Raw genomic sequence first — 13,855 nt, 5'->3', positions numbered from 1 at the left:
TCCCGTTCGCATGCCTCCGCGAGGCGGCTTGCGAGGGGAGAAGCACGTGACACAGGACCTGGCCGCGCCGCCGGCACCGGCGCCGCCCGCCGAGATCACCGCCGAGGCGGAGATCGCCGCCGAGGTCGAGGCGGCCTGCGACGGGGTACCGGGCGCCGACGCGGGACGGGTGCTGGCCGCCGTCCGCGCCTCCGGCGGGATGGACGCGGCGGCGCTGCGGGACCTCGCGATCGGCGAGGCCGGCGCGCTGGTGCCCGCCGAACCCGGCTACTCCCGGGTCGCCGCGCGGCTGCTCGGCACCAGGATCCGGGACGAGGCGGCCGCCGCCGGTGTCCGGACGTTCGCCGAATCCGTCGCCGCCGCGCACCGGGAAGGCCTCCTGGCCGACGCCCCGGCCGCGTTCGCCGCCGCCCACGCGCCGGCGCTCAACGCCCTCATCGACGAGCCGGCCGACGACCGCTTCGAGTACTTCGGGCTCCGCACCCTCTACGACCGGTACCTGCTGCGGCATCCGCGGACACGGCTCGTCCTCGAACGCCCCCAGCACTTCCTCCTGCGCGTGGCGTGCGGCCTCGCCGACACCGTGGACGATGCCGCCGAGCTGTACGGCCTGCTCAGCACGCTGTCGTACCTGCCGAGCTCGCCGACGCTGTTCAACTCCGCCGCCCGGCGCCCCCAGCTGTCGTCCTGCTTCCTGCTCGACTCGCCGCGCGACGAGCTGGAGTCGATCTACGAGCGGTACGGGCAGGTCGCGCGGCTCAGCAAGTACGCGGGCGGCATCGGGATCTCGTGGACGAAGGTCCGGTCGCGGGGCTCGCTGATCCGCGGCACCAACGGGCACTCGAACGGGATCGTCCCGTGGCTGCGCACGCTCGACTCGTCCGTCGCCGCCGTCAACCAGGGCGGACGCCGCAAGGGCGCGGCGTGCGTGTACCTGGAGCCGTGGCACGCCGACGTCGAGGAGTTCCTGGAGCTGCGCGACAACACCGGCGAGGACGCGCGCCGCACCCACAACCTCAACCTCGCCAACTGGATCCCGGACGAGTTCATGCGCCGCGTCGAGGACGACGCGACATGGTCGCTGTTCGACCCGAAGGAGGTCCCCGAGCTGGCCGACCTGTGGGGCGACGCGTTCGACGCGGCGTACCGGACGGCCGAGAAGGAGGGCCGGTACGTCCGGCAGATCCCGGCCCGCAAGCTGTACGGGCGGATGATGCGGACCCTCGCCGAGACGGGCAACGGATGGATGACGTTCAAGGACGCCGCCAACCGCGCCTGCAACCAGACCGCCGAACCGGGGGAGACCGTCCACCTCTCCAACCTGTGCACGGAGATCCTGGAGGTGACGAGCGACGGTGAGGCGGCCGTGTGCAACCTCGGGTCGGTGAACCTGGCCGCGCACGTCGGCGCGTCCGGCATGGACTGGGCGCGGCTCCGCGCGACCGTCCGCACCGCCGTCCGGTTCCTGGACCGCACCATCGACCGCGGCTTCTACCCGACGCCCGAGGCGGAGGCGGCGAACGGCAAGTGGCGGCCGATCGGCCTGGGCGTGATGGGCCTGGCCGACGTCTTCTTCACGCTCCGCCTGCCGTTCGACTCGCCGGAGGCCCGCGAGCTGTCGACGCGCATCTCCGAGGCGATCGCGCTGGCGGCCTACGACGCGTCCGCCGACCTGGCCGCCGCGCACGGACCGCTGCCCGCCTACGACCGGACGCGCACGGCCCGCGGCCGGCTCCACCTCGACCATTTCCCGGACGCGGCGCCGACCCGTCCCGCCGAATGGGAGCGGCTGCGGGCGCGCGTCGCCGAGGTCGGGCTCCGCAACTCGCTGCTGATCGCGATCGCGCCGACCGCCACGATCGCGTCGATCGCGGGCTGCTACGAGTGCATTGAGCCGCAGGTGTCCAACCTGTTCAAGCGCGAGACGCTGTCCGGGGAGTTCCTGCAGATCAACGGCTACCTGGTGGACGACCTGAAGTCGCTCGGCCTCTGGACGCCGCCGGTCCGCGAGGCGATCAAGAGGGCGAACGGCTCCGTCCAGGGCATCGCCGGCCTTCCCGACGAGATGCGGACCCTCTACCGGACGGCCTGGGAACTGCCGCAGAAGGCTCTGATCGACCTCGCCGCCGCTCGCACCCCGTACATCGACCAGTCCCACTCGCTGAACCTGTTCATGGAGACGCCGACCATCGGCAAGCTCTCCTCGATGTACGCCTACGCGTGGCGGCGCGGCCTCAAGACGACCTACTACCTGCGCTCCCGCCCGGCCACCCGGATCGCGCAGACGACCGTCGCCCAGACCGCGGGCACGCAGACCACTGGCACGCAGACCACTGGCACGCAGACCGCTGGGGCCGCGTGCTCCCTGGAGAACCCCGAGACCTGCGAGGCGTGCCAGTGAGCGCGCGAACAGAAGGAAGCGGCATGCTGCTCGACCCCGGTATGGACCTGACCCTGCGGCCCATGCGCTACCCCGGCTTCTACGAGCGCTACCGCGCCGCGATCCGCAACACGTGGACGGTCGAGGAGGTCGACCTCGCGTCCGACCTCGTGGACCTCGCCCGCCTCACGCCCGCCGAGGTGCATCTCGTCAACCGCCTGGTCGCGTTCTTCGCCACCGGAGACTCGATCGTGGCGAACAACCTGGTGCTCAACCTCTACAAGCACGTGAACGCTCCGGAGGCCCGGCTCTACCTGTCCCGGCAGCTGTACGAGGAGGCCGTCCACGTTCAGTTCTACCTGACCCTCCTGGACACCTATCTGCCCGATCAGGACGAGCGCGCCAAGGCTTTCGCGGCGATCGAGCACATCCCGTCGATCCGCTCCAAGGCGGAGTTCTGTTTCCGCTGGATCGACACACTCGGCTCACTGGACGAGCTGCGTACCGCCGCCGACCGCCGGGCGTTCCTGCTCAACCTCATCTGCTTCGCCGCGTGCATCGAGGGCCTGTTCTTCTACGGCGCGTTCGCCTACGTGTACTGGCTCCGCTCCCGCGGCCTGCTGAACGGCCTCGCGTCCGGAACGAACTGGGTCTTCCGGGACGAGAGCATGCACATGGCGTTCGCGTTCTCCGTGGTGGACACCGTCCGCGCGGAGGAACCCGAACTGTTCGACGCCGACCTGACCGACCAGGTCACTCGCATGGTGGAAGAGGCCGTCCAGGCGGAACTCGACTTCGCCCGCGACCTGTGCGGCGACGGCCTGCTCGGCATGAGCGCGGACGACATGCGCGCCTACCTCGAATACGTCGCCGACCAGCGCCTGGTCCGCCTGGGCCTCCCCGTCCGCTATGGCACCGCGAACCCGTTCGCGTTCATGGAGCTCCAGGACGTCCAGGAGTTGTCCAACTTCTTCGAACGCCGCGTTTCGGCCTACCAGATCGGCGTCGAGGGCGACGTCGCCCTGGACGAGGCCTTCTGACCGAACCGCCCGTCCGCTGACCGCTCCGGCGGCACGTCCTACATCAGGGACGTGTCGCCGAGCGATTCCAGTAGCTCGCGCAGCGCACCCGCGAGGTGATCCCGCTCCTCCGTCCGGAGCGCTCCCAGAATGCGCTCCTCGTTCGCCACGTGCAGTAGGAGGATCTCCTCGATCAAGGTCCACCCCGGCTCGGTCAGCCGGACCCGCACCGACCGCCGGTCGCCGTCGTCCCGGATCCGTTCGACGAGGCCCCTGGCCGCCAGCCGGTCGATCCGGTTGGTGATCGCCCCGGAGGTCACCATGGCGGCCTTGTTCAGGGCCCCGGCCGTCAGCTCGTAGGGCGGGCCGGACCGGCGCAGCGTGGCCAGCACGTCGAACTCCCACCGTTCCAGCCCGTGCGCACCGAAGAACTCCTTCAGCTCGCGCTCCAGCAGCAGCGACAGCCGGGAGATCCGCCCGATGATCCCCATCGGCCAGACGGGGACGTCGGGCCGCTCCCGCCTCCACTGCTCCAGCACCTGGTCCACCGCATCGCTCATCGCCGATCCTCTCCCTCCGGATAAATCTTAACGTTCATCTACTTGACGTTGAATCTCATCTCGGGCATTATCTCAGCATTGAGATTATCGACGGGAAGGCAACGAGATGTCCAGTACCTCATCGCGCGCCTCCGGGACGGTCGCGCTCACCGCGCTCACCCCCATCGTCTGGGGATCGACCTACATCGTCACCACCGAGCTGCTGCCGCCCGACCGTCCCCTGCTGACCGCGCTGCTGCGGGCGCTGCCCGCCGGGCTGGCGCTGCTGGCCATCACCCGGGTCCTGCCCCGCGGTGTGTGGATATGGCGGTCCGCGATACTCGGTGCGCTGAACATCGGCGTGTTCCTCCCGATGCTCTTCCTCGCCGCCTACCGGCTTCCCGGCGGCGTCGCCGCCGTCCTCGGCGCGGTCGGGCCGCTGTTCGTGCTCGCCTTCGCCGCCACCCTGCTGTCCGAACGTCCCACCGGGCGGAAGATCCTCGCCGGGTTCACCGGGATGCTGGGGGTCGGCCTGGTGGTCGTGCGCTCCGACGTGACCCTCGACACCATCGGTATCGCCGCCGGGCTCGCCGGGGCCGCGTCCATGGCCGCGGGGACCGTCCTCACCAAACGCTGGGGCCGGCCGGACGGGGTGAGCCTGCTGACCTTCACCGGCTGGCAGCTCACGGTCGGCGGCGTGCTGCTCGCCCCGGTGGCCCTGCTCGTGGAGGGCGCCCCGCCCGCACTCGACGGCCGCGCCGTCACCGGCTACCTCTACCTCGGCGTCGTCGGCACCGCCCTCGCGTACTGGATCTGGTTCCGCGGCATCTCCCGCCTCCCCGCCACCTCGGTCGCGTTCCTTACCCTGCTGAGCCCGCTGTCCGCGGCCGTCATCGGCTGGGTCGCCCTCGGCCAGGCCCTCACCCCGCTCCAGTTGCTGGGCATGGCCATCGCCTTCGGCGGCACCCTGCTCGGCCAGACCCCCGCGAAGACCCCGCCCACCCCGGCCGTGCAGCCCCCACCGGCCCGGACGCCGACGGCCGAGCTGGCCGCCTGAGACCCGACTCGCCGAACCTGGAGCCGAGAACCATGAACCACATCGACGCACCCGCCACCACCGAACCCGTCTCCGAACACGTGTCCCTCAAGCGCTGGCTGGCCGTCGCGGCGGTCGCGGTCGGGACGTTCCTCGTCGTGACGGCCGAACAGCTGCCCGTGGGCCTGCTCACCTCCGTCGGCGGCGACCTCGGGATATCCACGGGCACCGCGGGCCTGATGGTCACCGTGCCCGGCCTGGTCGCCGCCGCGAGCGCACTGCTGGTCCCGGTGGCGATCGGACGCATCGACCGCCGGGTCGTCCTCCTCGGCCTGATCAGCCTGATGGTGGTGGCCAACGTGCTGTCGTTCCTGGCCCCCGGCTTCCCGATCCTGCTGGCGTCGCGTTTCCTGGTCGGGATCAGCATCGGCGGGTTCTGGGCAATCGCCGCCGGCATCGCCGTCCGGCTCGTCCCGGATGGTCAGGTCGCCCGCGCCACCTCGATCGCCTTCGGCGGCGCCACCGCCGCCAGCGTTCTCGGTGTCCCGGCCGGCACCCTGATCGGCGGCCTCACCGACTGGCGCATCGCGTTCCTCACCCTGGCCGGCCTCGGACTCCTGGCCCTCGCGGCACTGTTCGTGCTGCTGCCCGCCATCCCCGCCGCCGGCTCCATCCGGCTCGGCACCCTGCTCGGGCTGCTGCGCGACCCGATCGTGCGCGCCGCCACGCTGACCACCTTCCTGCTGGTCAGCGGCCACATGGCGGCCTACACCTTCATCAGCCCCATCCTCCAGGAGATCTCCGGCATCGACGAGGGCCTCATCGGCCCGGTGCTGCTCGTGTTCGGCGTCGCCGGCGTCGCGGGCACCTTCGTCGCCGGAGCCGCCGCCGGACGCGACGTCCGCGCCACCATCGTCGCCGGCGGCGTCCTGCTCACCGCCGTCCTGGCACTCTTCCCCCTCGCCGGCGCGACCCCCGTGACCGGCATCGCCTTCCTGATCCTGTGGGGGCTGGCCTTCGGCGGCGTCCCCGTCGGCGTCCAAATGTGGATCTTCAAGGCCGCACCCGACCACGCCGAACCCGCCACCGCTCTCAACACCGTCATGTTCAACCTCGCCATCGCCGTAGGCGCCCTGTTCGGCGGCTTCGTCGTCGACGGCGCGTCCACCACCGCGGTCTTGTGGTTCGGAGCGCTCCTCACCGCCATGACCTTCCTCGCCGTCCGCTCCGCCCGGAGGACGTGACCCTGCGGACGGCGCGGGCCGAACTTTCCGGATAGGGCACGCGTTAACTGGGTACCGCTAGGCCGAGGAGGAAGAAGATGGCTTCCATCGTCATCCGGATCAAGAGGTTTCTCCGGAGTCCGCAGGGCCAGAAGGCGCGGGCCAGGGCCCAGCGGATGGCCCGTGACCCGCGTACCCAGGCCAAGGCCCGCCGCCTGCTCGGCAAGTTCCGCGGCGGCGGCGGCGCCCGCCACTGACCCTCGGCCCCCAACCAATCGCCGAACTGGCCCGTCCCCACCCCGGGGCGGGCCTTCGCCGTGCCGAAGCCCCGTGTCATGCTCGCGGATCCCGGGAACCGCGGAGTGCCGATACCCGCCTAAGCGTGATCCATTGACGCGGACGGCGCAGCCCCGGAGACCTCCTCATGACCACCGAGATCGTCATTGTTTCGTTGCCGCTGACCCAGATCGTCGAGTTCGGCGGTCTGCCCGTGCTGGACGCGGTGCCCACGCAGAGCAGCTGGAACCTGCGGCGGGACGCGGCGAAGGCGTTGGACCGCCTTGGCGCGGCCGTCCCGCCCCATCTTGAGCCCGATGAGGATCGTGACGCCACGCGCCTGGCCGCGGCGCTCGGCGACCCGGGTTCGGTCGCGTGGTGGCTGCCCCTGGTGTCCTGGGAGGACGACGGTCACCGCTACGCCGATGACCACCTGGAATGGCTCCTACGGCAAGTGCCCGGCGAGGCGATCACCACGCTGGTGATCGGCGGCACCGTCGACCACCTCCAGGTCGAGGACGACGGAGAAGAGCCGGTCGCCCCGAACAGGGGGCGGACCTTCTCCGCGCCCGCGAAGGACCCGTCCAGCAACGAGGAGGCGCTGCCCGACGCCGTCCAGGCGCTGGCGCGGCGTGCTGCGGACCTTCCGAATCTGCGCGCTCTGTACGTCGGGGAGATCGACACCGGCCAGCAGCACCATTGCGAGGACGTCGACGTGGCGGCGCTGCTGGAGGCCTTCCCCCGGCTGGAAGAGCTCACCGCGTGCGCCTTCCTCTCGCTGCGAATCCGCGTGGCCGATCACGCCCGCCTGCGCCGCCTCGCGCTCCATGGCGCGTTGATGGACGACGAAGTCATCGGCCTCGCCGGCAGCGCGCTTCCCGCCCTCGAACATCTGGAGGTGTGGTCACAGGAGCAGATGGCCGATGAACCGGATCCGGGCGAGCGGGAGGCGTTCGGCCTGCTGTTCGGGAGCGAGACGATGCCGCGCTTGCGCCATCTGGGCCTGCGCGAGTTCACGTTCGCCGACGAGATGGTCGAAGAACTGGCGGCCTCGCCTCTGCTGCCCCGGCTCCACACCCTCGACCTGTCCCGCAGCGCCGTCACCGACGCGGGCGCGCGGACGCTGCTGACCGCCGACGCCTTCCGGAGCCTCACCCGCCTGGACCTTCGCCGCCACTACATGTCCGCCGAGATGGTCGAAACGGTCCGCCAGACCTTCACCACGGCAGGTGTGGACATCGACACCGGCGACGGCGGCCACCTCGGCTGACCTCACCTCTGCCGAAGGCCGACACCCGGCATGAGTACCTCGGCCGGAACGGATCACCGCGATCCGTGCTGTCAGGGGAGTTGGTTCAAGGCGATGGCGGCCCATTCGCGCACTCGGCGGTCCGGGTCGTTGCGGAGCCGTATGGCGTGCGGGACCGCGGCGGCGGACCTGGTGTAGCCGAGAGCGCTGAGCAGCGATATCCGCACCTGAGGGTCGCGGTCCTTCAGCGCGGCGGCCATCGCGTCCATGGCCTCCGGGAGCCGCCGGGCGAGCATACCGGCGGGACCCGCCGCCGCGGACCGCACGCGGAAATGCGGATCCTTGAGCGCGGCCGTCACCCGGGGAAGGTCCTCGTCGGAGACGATGAAGTCCAGGGCCCAGACGCCTGTGGCGCGCAGTTCGCCGTCATCGGCGTCGACCAGGTCGAGCACCGCCGGACGCGCCCGCGCGGGGTCCTGTTCGAGGAGGTCGCAGATGATCGCCAGGAAGGTGTCCTGGTCGTCCCCCAGGTCCCGGGCCGCGGCGCGCAGCAGGACCGGGAGCGCGTCCACGCCGGCGATGCCCGCCAGAACCTCCCCGATCACGTCGCGCCCGTAGAAGTCCTTCCGCTCCAGGAAGGTCTCCAGGTGTCCCTCCAGTTCGGGGACCAGCGTGAGATCGGCGCCGTCGATCAGCATGCCGGTCAACTCGGTGATCTTGTCGAACTCGTCATCGAGATCCCGGTCCTCTTCTGGATCCTCCCCGGGCAGCAGGTGGATCAACTGGGCCAGAAGCGACATGCCCGCCATCTTGCCGCGAACGCTCCGGGTCCGCCACGCGATCGGACCGCCGCGCCGCCTTGGGCCGGGTGCCCCTGCTCTGAACTTTCGGTGGTGAGTGGTCGTTGGGGTGTAGAGGGGTAGGGAGGATCACCATGGCGTTGATAGATCGGATCATGCGGTTCGCGCGGGGGCCTCAGGTGCAGAGGGCACGTGCCAAGGCGGAGCAGGCGGCGCGGAGCCCGCAGGCGCAGAAGGCGCGGGCCAAGGCCGAGCAGGCCGCGCGGAGCCCCCAGGCGCATAAGGCGCGTGCCAAGGCCGAGCAGGCCGCGCGGAGCCCCCAGGCGCAGAAGGCGCGTGCGAGGGCGGAGCGGTTCGTGAACGATCCGCGTAATCAGGAGAAGGCGCGCAGCCTGCTGGCGCGGCTGCGTGGTGGCCGCCGCCACTGAACGAGTGTCCGCGAAGGGCCTGCTCCTCTCTGGAGCGGGCCCTTCGTTCTGCCGACGTGCCGAAGCCGGGGGAGGTCGCCCGTCGGATGACGGATTCGGGGCGGCTCCTTCGCGCCTAGCGTCACGAGGCGGAGGACTACGCCGAAGGAGAATCCATGGCCGACAGGCCCGTTTCGCGGCTCCCGGACACGTCGAAGGTCACGGCCCTGCGCAGGGCGCTTGCTTCGCTGCCGGGTGCCGTGGTCGCCTACTCGGGCGGTGTGGACAGTTCACTGCTGGCCTACCTCGCGCATCGGGAGCTGGGAGAGCGGGCCGTCGCGGTGACCGCCGACTCGCCGTCGCTGGCCCGGACGGAGCTGGCGGACGCGCGTGCGCAGGCCGCGCGGCTCGGGATGCGGCACCGGGTGGTGACGACCGACGAGATGGACGACGAGCGGTATGCGGCCAACCGCGCCGACCGCTGCCGGTTCTGCAAGGAGGCCCTGGTCTCGGTGCTGAACGCGGTTGCGGCGGAGGCGGGGGACTGGCCCGTCCTGCTCGGCGTGAACACCGACGACCTCGGCGACCACCGGCCCGGTCAGAGCGCGGCCCGCCGGATGGGGGCGCGGTTCCCCATGGTGGACGCGGGGCTCAGCAAGGCCGACGTGCGGCTCGCCGCCCGCGGGCTGGGGCTGCCCACGTCCGACAAGCCGGCGTCCGCGTGCCTGTCGTCGCGTCTCGCCTATGGCGTGCCGGTCACGCGGGAGGCGCTGCGGCGGATCGAGGACGCCGAGGACGCGCTGCGGCGGGCCGGGTTCGGCGGGAGGTTCCGCGTCCGCGACCAGGGCGGCGACCTGGCGCGGATCGAGGTGGAGGCGGCCGATATCGCGCGTGCCGCCGAGCGGGCGTCCGAGATCGCCGCCCTGCTGAAGGACGCCGGGTTCCGGTACGTGACTCTGGATCTCGAACCGTACCGGCAGGGCAGCCACAACGCCGTGCTCGGCCTTCCCCGCGTGCGGGCGGCCGCCACATGACCGCCGAGGTCGACGAGCTGGGCTTCGCCCGGGTCGACATCGGGCGGGGGCGGCGCCGCGGCCACCCGGAGGCGGTCTTCTGCGAGGGCAAGACGACGGCGGAGGTCGTCGCGATCGCCGAAAGCCTGACCCGTGCGGGCGCGACGAACGTGCTCGCGACCCGCGCGCCGGCTCGGACCCTGCTGGCGCTGCGGACGGCGTTCCCCGGGACGGTGGTCCACGAGCGTGCCCGGCTGGCCGTTCTGTCACCGGTCGCGCGGGGTGGTGCCGGACGGGTCGAGGTCGTGTGCGGGCGGCCCGAGGACGAGCCCGCCGCCGAGGAGGCGGCGCTGGTCGCGGAGGCGATGGGGAGCCGGGTGATGCGGCGTTATGACGCACCCGTGCACGATCCCGCCGCCCTGCCCGGGTGGCTTCACGAGCAGGACGGACCCGAGGTGTTCATCGTCGCCGACGGGACGGGCGGGGCCCTGCCGACGCTCGTGTCCGGGCTGGTGGACCGCATGGTCATCGCGCTTCCGACGTCGGCGAGCGGCGACCTGCCGGGACGGGCCGCGCTGCTGTCGGCGCTGAACGCCTGTTCGCCGGGCGTCGTCGCGGTCAACATCGACAACGGGTACGGCGCCGGATACGCCGCCCACCTCCACAACACGCGCCCCGGCGGACCACGGGAGGATGTGTGAGCCACGCGATCGTCGCCGCCGCCGACGCCGGCGGCCTCGACCCGGACCAGGTGCGCGAGCGAGTCAAGGAACTGCTCGCCCGCGACGCCGAGGCCGCCTTCTTGCGGCGGGCGTCGCGGGACCAGTACGAGGCCGCGCGGGAGGCCGCGCCCGACGCCGTCCATCATCCGCGGTCCGGGCTCGTGGTGCTGACCCGTCCGCGGCCCCGCCCCTGTTCCCGGGTGCCGCTGCCGGTCGCCGTCGTCTCGGCGGGGACGGCCGACCTGCCGGTGGCGGAGGAGGCGATGGTCGCGGCGCACACGTTCGGCCTGCCCGCCACGCTGACGGCCGACGTCGGCGTGGCGGGGCTGCACCGCCTGCTCGCCGTGCGGGACGACCTCGACCTGGCGCGGCTCCTCATCGTCGTGGCGGGCATGGACGGCGCGCTGCCGTCGGTCGTGGCGCGGTTGTCGTCCCGCCCGGTGGTGGCGGTCCCGACCAGCGTCGGCTACGGCAGTTCCGAAGGCGGACTCGCGGCCCTGGCGGCGCTGCTGACCTCGGGGGCGCCGGGCCTGGCCGTCACCGGAATCGACGACGGCCTCGGGGCCGCAGTGCTGGCGCGGAGGTTGATGACGTGAAGACGGTCGCCTACTTCAACTGCTTCGCCGGGGTCGCCGGCGACATGGCCCTCGGTTCGCTGCTCGACGCGGGCGCCGAGCTGGACGAGGTGCGCGCCATGCTCAAGGGCCTGGACGTCCCCGGCTGGTCCCTGGACGCCGAGCAGGTGTCGCGGCGCGGCATCGCGGCCACCCGCGCCATCGTCGGCGTCGAGGACGACGCCGTGTCCCGGACGCACGCCGTCATCGAAGACCTCGTAGGGTCCGCGCCCCTGCCGGGGCGCGTGCGGGACCGCGCGCTCGCGGTGTTCCGGACACTCGCCGAAGCGGAGGGACGGGTGCACGGGCTCCCCCCGGAGGACGTGCATTTCCACGAGGTCGGCGGGCACGACGCGATCGTCGACATCGTCGGGACGTGCGCCGCGCTGGAGACCCTCGGCGTGGACGAGGTTCGGGCCGCGCCGGTCCCGGTCGGACGCGGCTTCATCCGGTGCCGGCATGGCCTGATCCCCAACCCGGGCCCCGCGGTCGTCGAACTGCTGGCCCGCGCACGCGCGCCCATCCACGGGCACGACATCGACGCCGAGATGGCCACCCCGACCGGTACGGCGCTCCTGGTCACCCTCGCGGCCGAGTTCGGCCCGATGCCCGCGATGACCGTCACCGCCAACGGCTTCGGCGCCGGAACGAAGATCTTCGGCGACTTCCCCAACGTCACCCAGGCCGTCCTCGGCGAGGTCCCCCCGGGACCATAACGCGGAGAGCCGGTGCGGTGAGATCAGGGTTTGAGGCGGGCCCAGACCCACTTGCCGCCGGTTGGGTCGGGGGTGTGGCCGCACTTGGTGGCGAGGGCCGCGATGATCGGGAGGCCCCGGCCGCCGTTGTCGTCCCAGTGGTCTTCGGAGACATCGAGCGTGTTGAGCGTCATGTCGATCTGGGGGCGCACTCGGGGGCGAGTCGGGCTCCCGTCCCACACGGCGATGAGGACGCCGTGTTCGTCTCGGCTGCACTGGTAGCGGATCTCCTTGCCGGGCGTGGCCACCACGGCGTTAGTGATCAATTCCGAGGCGATCAGGAATGCATCGTCTGAAATATGCACATAACCCCATTTATTAAGTCGCGATCGCGTCAGAGTGCGAGCAAGGCCGGGGGCAGCCTTTGACGCCAGCATGGGGATCAGCAGGCAGTCGGGGGTTGCGATCATGGTCGAGCCTCTCGGGTGCTGTTTCCTTGTTTCTCCTCCAAGGATTGGGCAACTGGAGCTATCTTCTTGTGTATCTCCGAAAACCGGAAACACGGGAGGTTGCGTGGCCCGCGTCAGAGATCCCCTCGACCCCAAGATCTCGCTCTGGCACTTTCTGGCATATGCCCTGCGCTTTGAGCGCGAGAAACACGGTCTCTCGCTGGCCCAGTGTGGCGAGATCATTAACGCTGCTCGTTCGACTGTTTCCAACATCGAGGCGGGCAGGCTCAAGCTCGGCGATGACCAGGCCAGGAAGCTCGATGCGCGGTACAACACCCCGCATATGTTCGAGTTGCTGATCTTCTTCGCGAACACATCCCATGATCCGGATTGGTTCCGGCAGTACACCGAGTACGAATCGAAGGCCGAAATCATCCGGATCTACCAGGGGCAGGTCATACCCGTCCCATTGCAGACAGATGACTACGCCCGAGCGTTCCTTACCGTGGCGGGCGTCAAAGACGTCGACCGTGCGCTGGCGGCGCGCGTCGCTCGGCAGGACGCGATCTTCGAGCGCCCGAAGCCGCCCGTCCTCCTTGTCCTGCTGGATGAGGACGCGATAGATCGTCCAGTGGGTGGCTTCGATGTGATGAAAGCGCAGCTCCAGCATCTTCTTGATCTGGGGGAGCGATCAGATGTGATCACCCGCATCGTCCCCCGCGAGGTTGGCGCGCATATCGGCCTCAACGGGCCGTTCCAGGTCATGAGCCGCGAGTCTGACGTCGCCTACATCGGCGCGTTCCATGGTGGGCGATTGGTCCAAGATCCTGTTGAAGTGCGGGAGCTCGCCGTAGATTTCGAGATGATCGGGGCGAAGGCGTTGAGCGAGGACGCTTCCAGCGCCCTGGTCGTTGAGATCATGGAAGGTTTCTCATGACGATCCACTGGCGCAAGAGCACCCGCAGCGGAAGCGCGACCGATGAGGCATGTGTCGAGGTGGCTGTGTTGCCCGAGGGAGTCGGAGTCAGAGACTCCAAGAGTCCGGACTGCGGGCGGCTTGTCGTGAACCGGGTCCAGTTCGGGAGCCTGTTGCAGGCGATCAAGGAAGGGGCGTTCGACAGGGCCTGATGAACACGGCCGGACTTGTGGCGTGGTCCTCAGTTGCCGATCAGAACGCGGCACGCCCCGGGCGCCACATGAGGAAGGCGCCGGGGCGCTTGTGCACGAGCTAGGGAACGGGGGGCAGGGCGTCCCGTCTCGCCGACCTCCATATCAAGACCGTGAAGTCGGCCGCTCCTCGCACCAGTGACAGCAGCATGCCAACTTTCGGAGTGTGCTCCGCCGTAAAGCCGGTGGGAAGGGATTCGGGCACCGCCGGACGTCGTTGGCCGGCGGTACCCGTGCTCGGTGGGGCGCGGGTCAGCGGCGCCAGA

16 protein-coding genes are annotated in these 13,855 nt (G+C 70.7%); 13 read left to right on the top strand and 3 right to left on the bottom strand.

The genetic code is table 11. The annotated features are described in order from the left end of the window. Positions 1-46 precede the first annotated feature (46 nt). Both ACGFK0_RS26450 and ACGFK0_RS26445 read left to right on the top strand, forming a co-directional pair. A complete protein-coding gene (locus tag ACGFK0_RS26450; protein ID WP_392909313.1) occupies positions 47-2,401 on the top strand; it encodes a ribonucleoside-diphosphate reductase subunit alpha in 2,355 nt (784 codons plus the stop codon). 23 nt (positions 2,402-2,424) lie between these two features. Further along, complete coding sequence (locus ACGFK0_RS26445; protein ID WP_392909311.1) at positions 2,425-3,420, top strand: ribonucleotide-diphosphate reductase subunit beta; 996 nt, start codon at positions 2,425-2,427, stop codon at positions 3,418-3,420. A gap of 38 nt (positions 3,421-3,458) precedes the next feature. Here the strand turns inward: ACGFK0_RS26445 and ACGFK0_RS26440 are convergent, their stop codons facing one another. Beyond that, positions 3,459-3,959 carry a MarR family winged helix-turn-helix transcriptional regulator gene (locus tag ACGFK0_RS26440; protein WP_392909309.1) on the bottom strand — a complete coding sequence of 167 codons (501 nt, stop codon included), beginning with the start codon at positions 3,957-3,959 and terminating at the stop codon, positions 3,459-3,461. A gap of 106 nt (positions 3,960-4,065) precedes the next feature. Between ACGFK0_RS26440 and ACGFK0_RS26435 the strand changes: the two genes are divergently transcribed. From ACGFK0_RS26435 to ACGFK0_RS26420, 4 genes are all read left to right on the top strand, one after another. Then, entirely contained in the window at positions 4,066-4,995 is a 930-nt protein-coding gene (locus ACGFK0_RS26435; protein ID WP_392909307.1) for an EamA family transporter, read from the top strand. Between the two features lie 32 nt (positions 4,996-5,027). Beyond that, the gene (locus tag ACGFK0_RS26430) at positions 5,028-6,218 is read left to right on the top strand and encodes an MFS transporter (RefSeq protein ID WP_392909305.1); all 1,191 of its coding nucleotides are present in this window, start codon (positions 5,028-5,030) and stop codon (positions 6,216-6,218) included. Positions 6,219-6,295: 77 nt separating this feature from the next. Then, positions 6,296-6,454: a hypothetical protein gene (locus ACGFK0_RS26425; protein WP_392909303.1), complete on the top strand. Its 159-nt coding sequence runs from the start codon at positions 6,296-6,298 to the stop codon at positions 6,452-6,454. 167 nt (positions 6,455-6,621) lie between these two features. Continuing rightward, positions 6,622-7,743, top strand: coding sequence for a hypothetical protein (locus ACGFK0_RS26420; RefSeq protein ID WP_392909301.1), 1,122 nt, complete (start codon positions 6,622-6,624; stop codon positions 7,741-7,743). A gap of 71 nt (positions 7,744-7,814) precedes the next feature. Here ACGFK0_RS26420 and ACGFK0_RS26415 read toward each other — a convergent pair whose 3' ends face one another. After that, positions 7,815-8,522 carry a HEAT repeat domain-containing protein gene (locus ACGFK0_RS26415; RefSeq protein WP_392909299.1) on the bottom strand — a complete coding sequence of 236 codons (708 nt, stop codon included), beginning with the start codon at positions 8,520-8,522 and terminating at the stop codon, positions 7,815-7,817. A gap of 134 nt (positions 8,523-8,656) precedes the next feature. Between ACGFK0_RS26415 and ACGFK0_RS26410 the strand changes: the two genes are divergently transcribed. The 5 genes from ACGFK0_RS26410 (at position 8,657) to ACGFK0_RS26390 (ending at position 11,994) form a co-directional block, all read left to right on the top strand. Continuing rightward, complete coding sequence (locus ACGFK0_RS26410; protein ID WP_392909297.1) at positions 8,657-8,950, top strand: hypothetical protein; 294 nt, start codon at positions 8,657-8,659, stop codon at positions 8,948-8,950. A 155-nt stretch (positions 8,951-9,105) separates the two neighbouring features. Then, positions 9,106-9,963 (top strand): ATP-dependent sacrificial sulfur transferase LarE, encoded by an 858-nt coding sequence (gene larE / locus ACGFK0_RS26405; RefSeq protein WP_392909295.1) that lies wholly within the window; start codon positions 9,106-9,108, stop codon positions 9,961-9,963. Next, positions 9,960-10,643 carry an AIR carboxylase family protein gene (locus tag ACGFK0_RS26400; protein ID WP_392909293.1) on the top strand — a complete coding sequence of 228 codons (684 nt, stop codon included), beginning with the start codon at positions 9,960-9,962 and terminating at the stop codon, positions 10,641-10,643. Before larE ends, ACGFK0_RS26400 begins: the two co-directional genes overlap by 4 nt. Beyond that, positions 10,640-11,260 carry a nickel pincer cofactor biosynthesis protein LarB gene (gene larB, locus ACGFK0_RS26395; protein WP_392909291.1) on the top strand — a complete coding sequence of 207 codons (621 nt, stop codon included), beginning with the start codon at positions 10,640-10,642 and terminating at the stop codon, positions 11,258-11,260. Before ACGFK0_RS26400 ends, larB begins: the two co-directional genes overlap by 4 nt. Continuing rightward, entirely contained in the window at positions 11,257-11,994 is a 738-nt protein-coding gene (locus ACGFK0_RS26390) for a LarC family nickel insertion protein (RefSeq protein WP_392909289.1), read from the top strand. The genes larB and ACGFK0_RS26390 overlap by 4 nt, the downstream gene beginning before the upstream one ends. A 23-nt stretch (positions 11,995-12,017) precedes the next feature. Here the strand turns inward: ACGFK0_RS26390 and ACGFK0_RS26385 are convergent, their stop codons facing one another. Further along, positions 12,018-12,410 carry an ATP-binding protein gene (locus tag ACGFK0_RS26385; protein WP_392909786.1) on the bottom strand — a complete coding sequence of 131 codons (393 nt, stop codon included), beginning with the start codon at positions 12,408-12,410 and terminating at the stop codon, positions 12,018-12,020. Between the two features lie 136 nt (positions 12,411-12,546). On the opposite strand from ACGFK0_RS26385, the gene ACGFK0_RS26380 reads away from it, so the two are divergent. After that, positions 12,547-13,359: a helix-turn-helix transcriptional regulator gene (locus ACGFK0_RS26380; RefSeq protein ID WP_392909287.1), complete on the top strand. Its 813-nt coding sequence runs from the start codon at positions 12,547-12,549 to the stop codon at positions 13,357-13,359. After that, complete coding sequence (locus ACGFK0_RS26375) at positions 13,356-13,550, top strand: DUF397 domain-containing protein (protein ID WP_358455957.1); 195 nt, start codon at positions 13,356-13,358, stop codon at positions 13,548-13,550. The genes ACGFK0_RS26380 and ACGFK0_RS26375 overlap by 4 nt, the downstream gene beginning before the upstream one ends. Positions 13,551-13,855: the final 305 nt, after the last annotated feature.

Source organism: Spirillospora sp. NPDC048823, from assembly GCF_043198445.1.
Taxonomy (GTDB): Bacteria; Actinomycetota; Actinomycetes; order Streptosporangiales; family Streptosporangiaceae; genus Spirillospora.
This window is presented reverse-complemented; position numbering and strand designations above follow the sequence as displayed.

Coding starts and splice junctions, on each gene's coding strand:
- ACGFK0_RS26425 (WP_392909303.1), top strand. CDS start 6,296: ATGGCTTCCATCGTCATCCGGATCAAGAGGTTTCTCCGGAGTCCGCAG.
- ACGFK0_RS26420 (WP_392909301.1), top strand. CDS start 6,622: ATGACCACCGAGATCGTCATTGTTTCGTTGCCGCTGACCCAGATCGTC.
- ACGFK0_RS26410 (WP_392909297.1), top strand. CDS start 8,657: ATGGCGTTGATAGATCGGATCATGCGGTTCGCGCGGGGGCCTCAGGTG.
- ACGFK0_RS26445 (WP_392909311.1), top strand. CDS start 2,425: ATGCTGCTCGACCCCGGTATGGACCTGACCCTGCGGCCCATGCGCTAC.
- ACGFK0_RS26400 (WP_392909293.1), top strand. CDS start 9,960: ATGACCGCCGAGGTCGACGAGCTGGGCTTCGCCCGGGTCGACATCGGG.
- ACGFK0_RS26415 (WP_392909299.1), bottom strand. CDS start 8,522: ATGTCGCTTCTGGCCCAGTTGATCCACCTGCTGCCCGGGGAGGATCCA.
- ACGFK0_RS26375 (WP_358455957.1), top strand. CDS start 13,356: ATGACGATCCACTGGCGCAAGAGCACCCGCAGCGGAAGCGCGACCGAT.
- ACGFK0_RS26440 (WP_392909309.1), bottom strand. CDS start 3,959: ATGAGCGATGCGGTGGACCAGGTGCTGGAGCAGTGGAGGCGGGAGCGG.
- ACGFK0_RS26430 (WP_392909305.1), top strand. CDS start 5,028: ATGAACCACATCGACGCACCCGCCACCACCGAACCCGTCTCCGAACAC.
- ACGFK0_RS26385 (WP_392909786.1), bottom strand. CDS start 12,410: ATGCTGGCGTCAAAGGCTGCCCCCGGCCTTGCTCGCACTCTGACGCGA.
- larE (WP_392909295.1), top strand. CDS start 9,106: ATGGCCGACAGGCCCGTTTCGCGGCTCCCGGACACGTCGAAGGTCACG.
- ACGFK0_RS26435 (WP_392909307.1), top strand. CDS start 4,066: ATGTCCAGTACCTCATCGCGCGCCTCCGGGACGGTCGCGCTCACCGCG.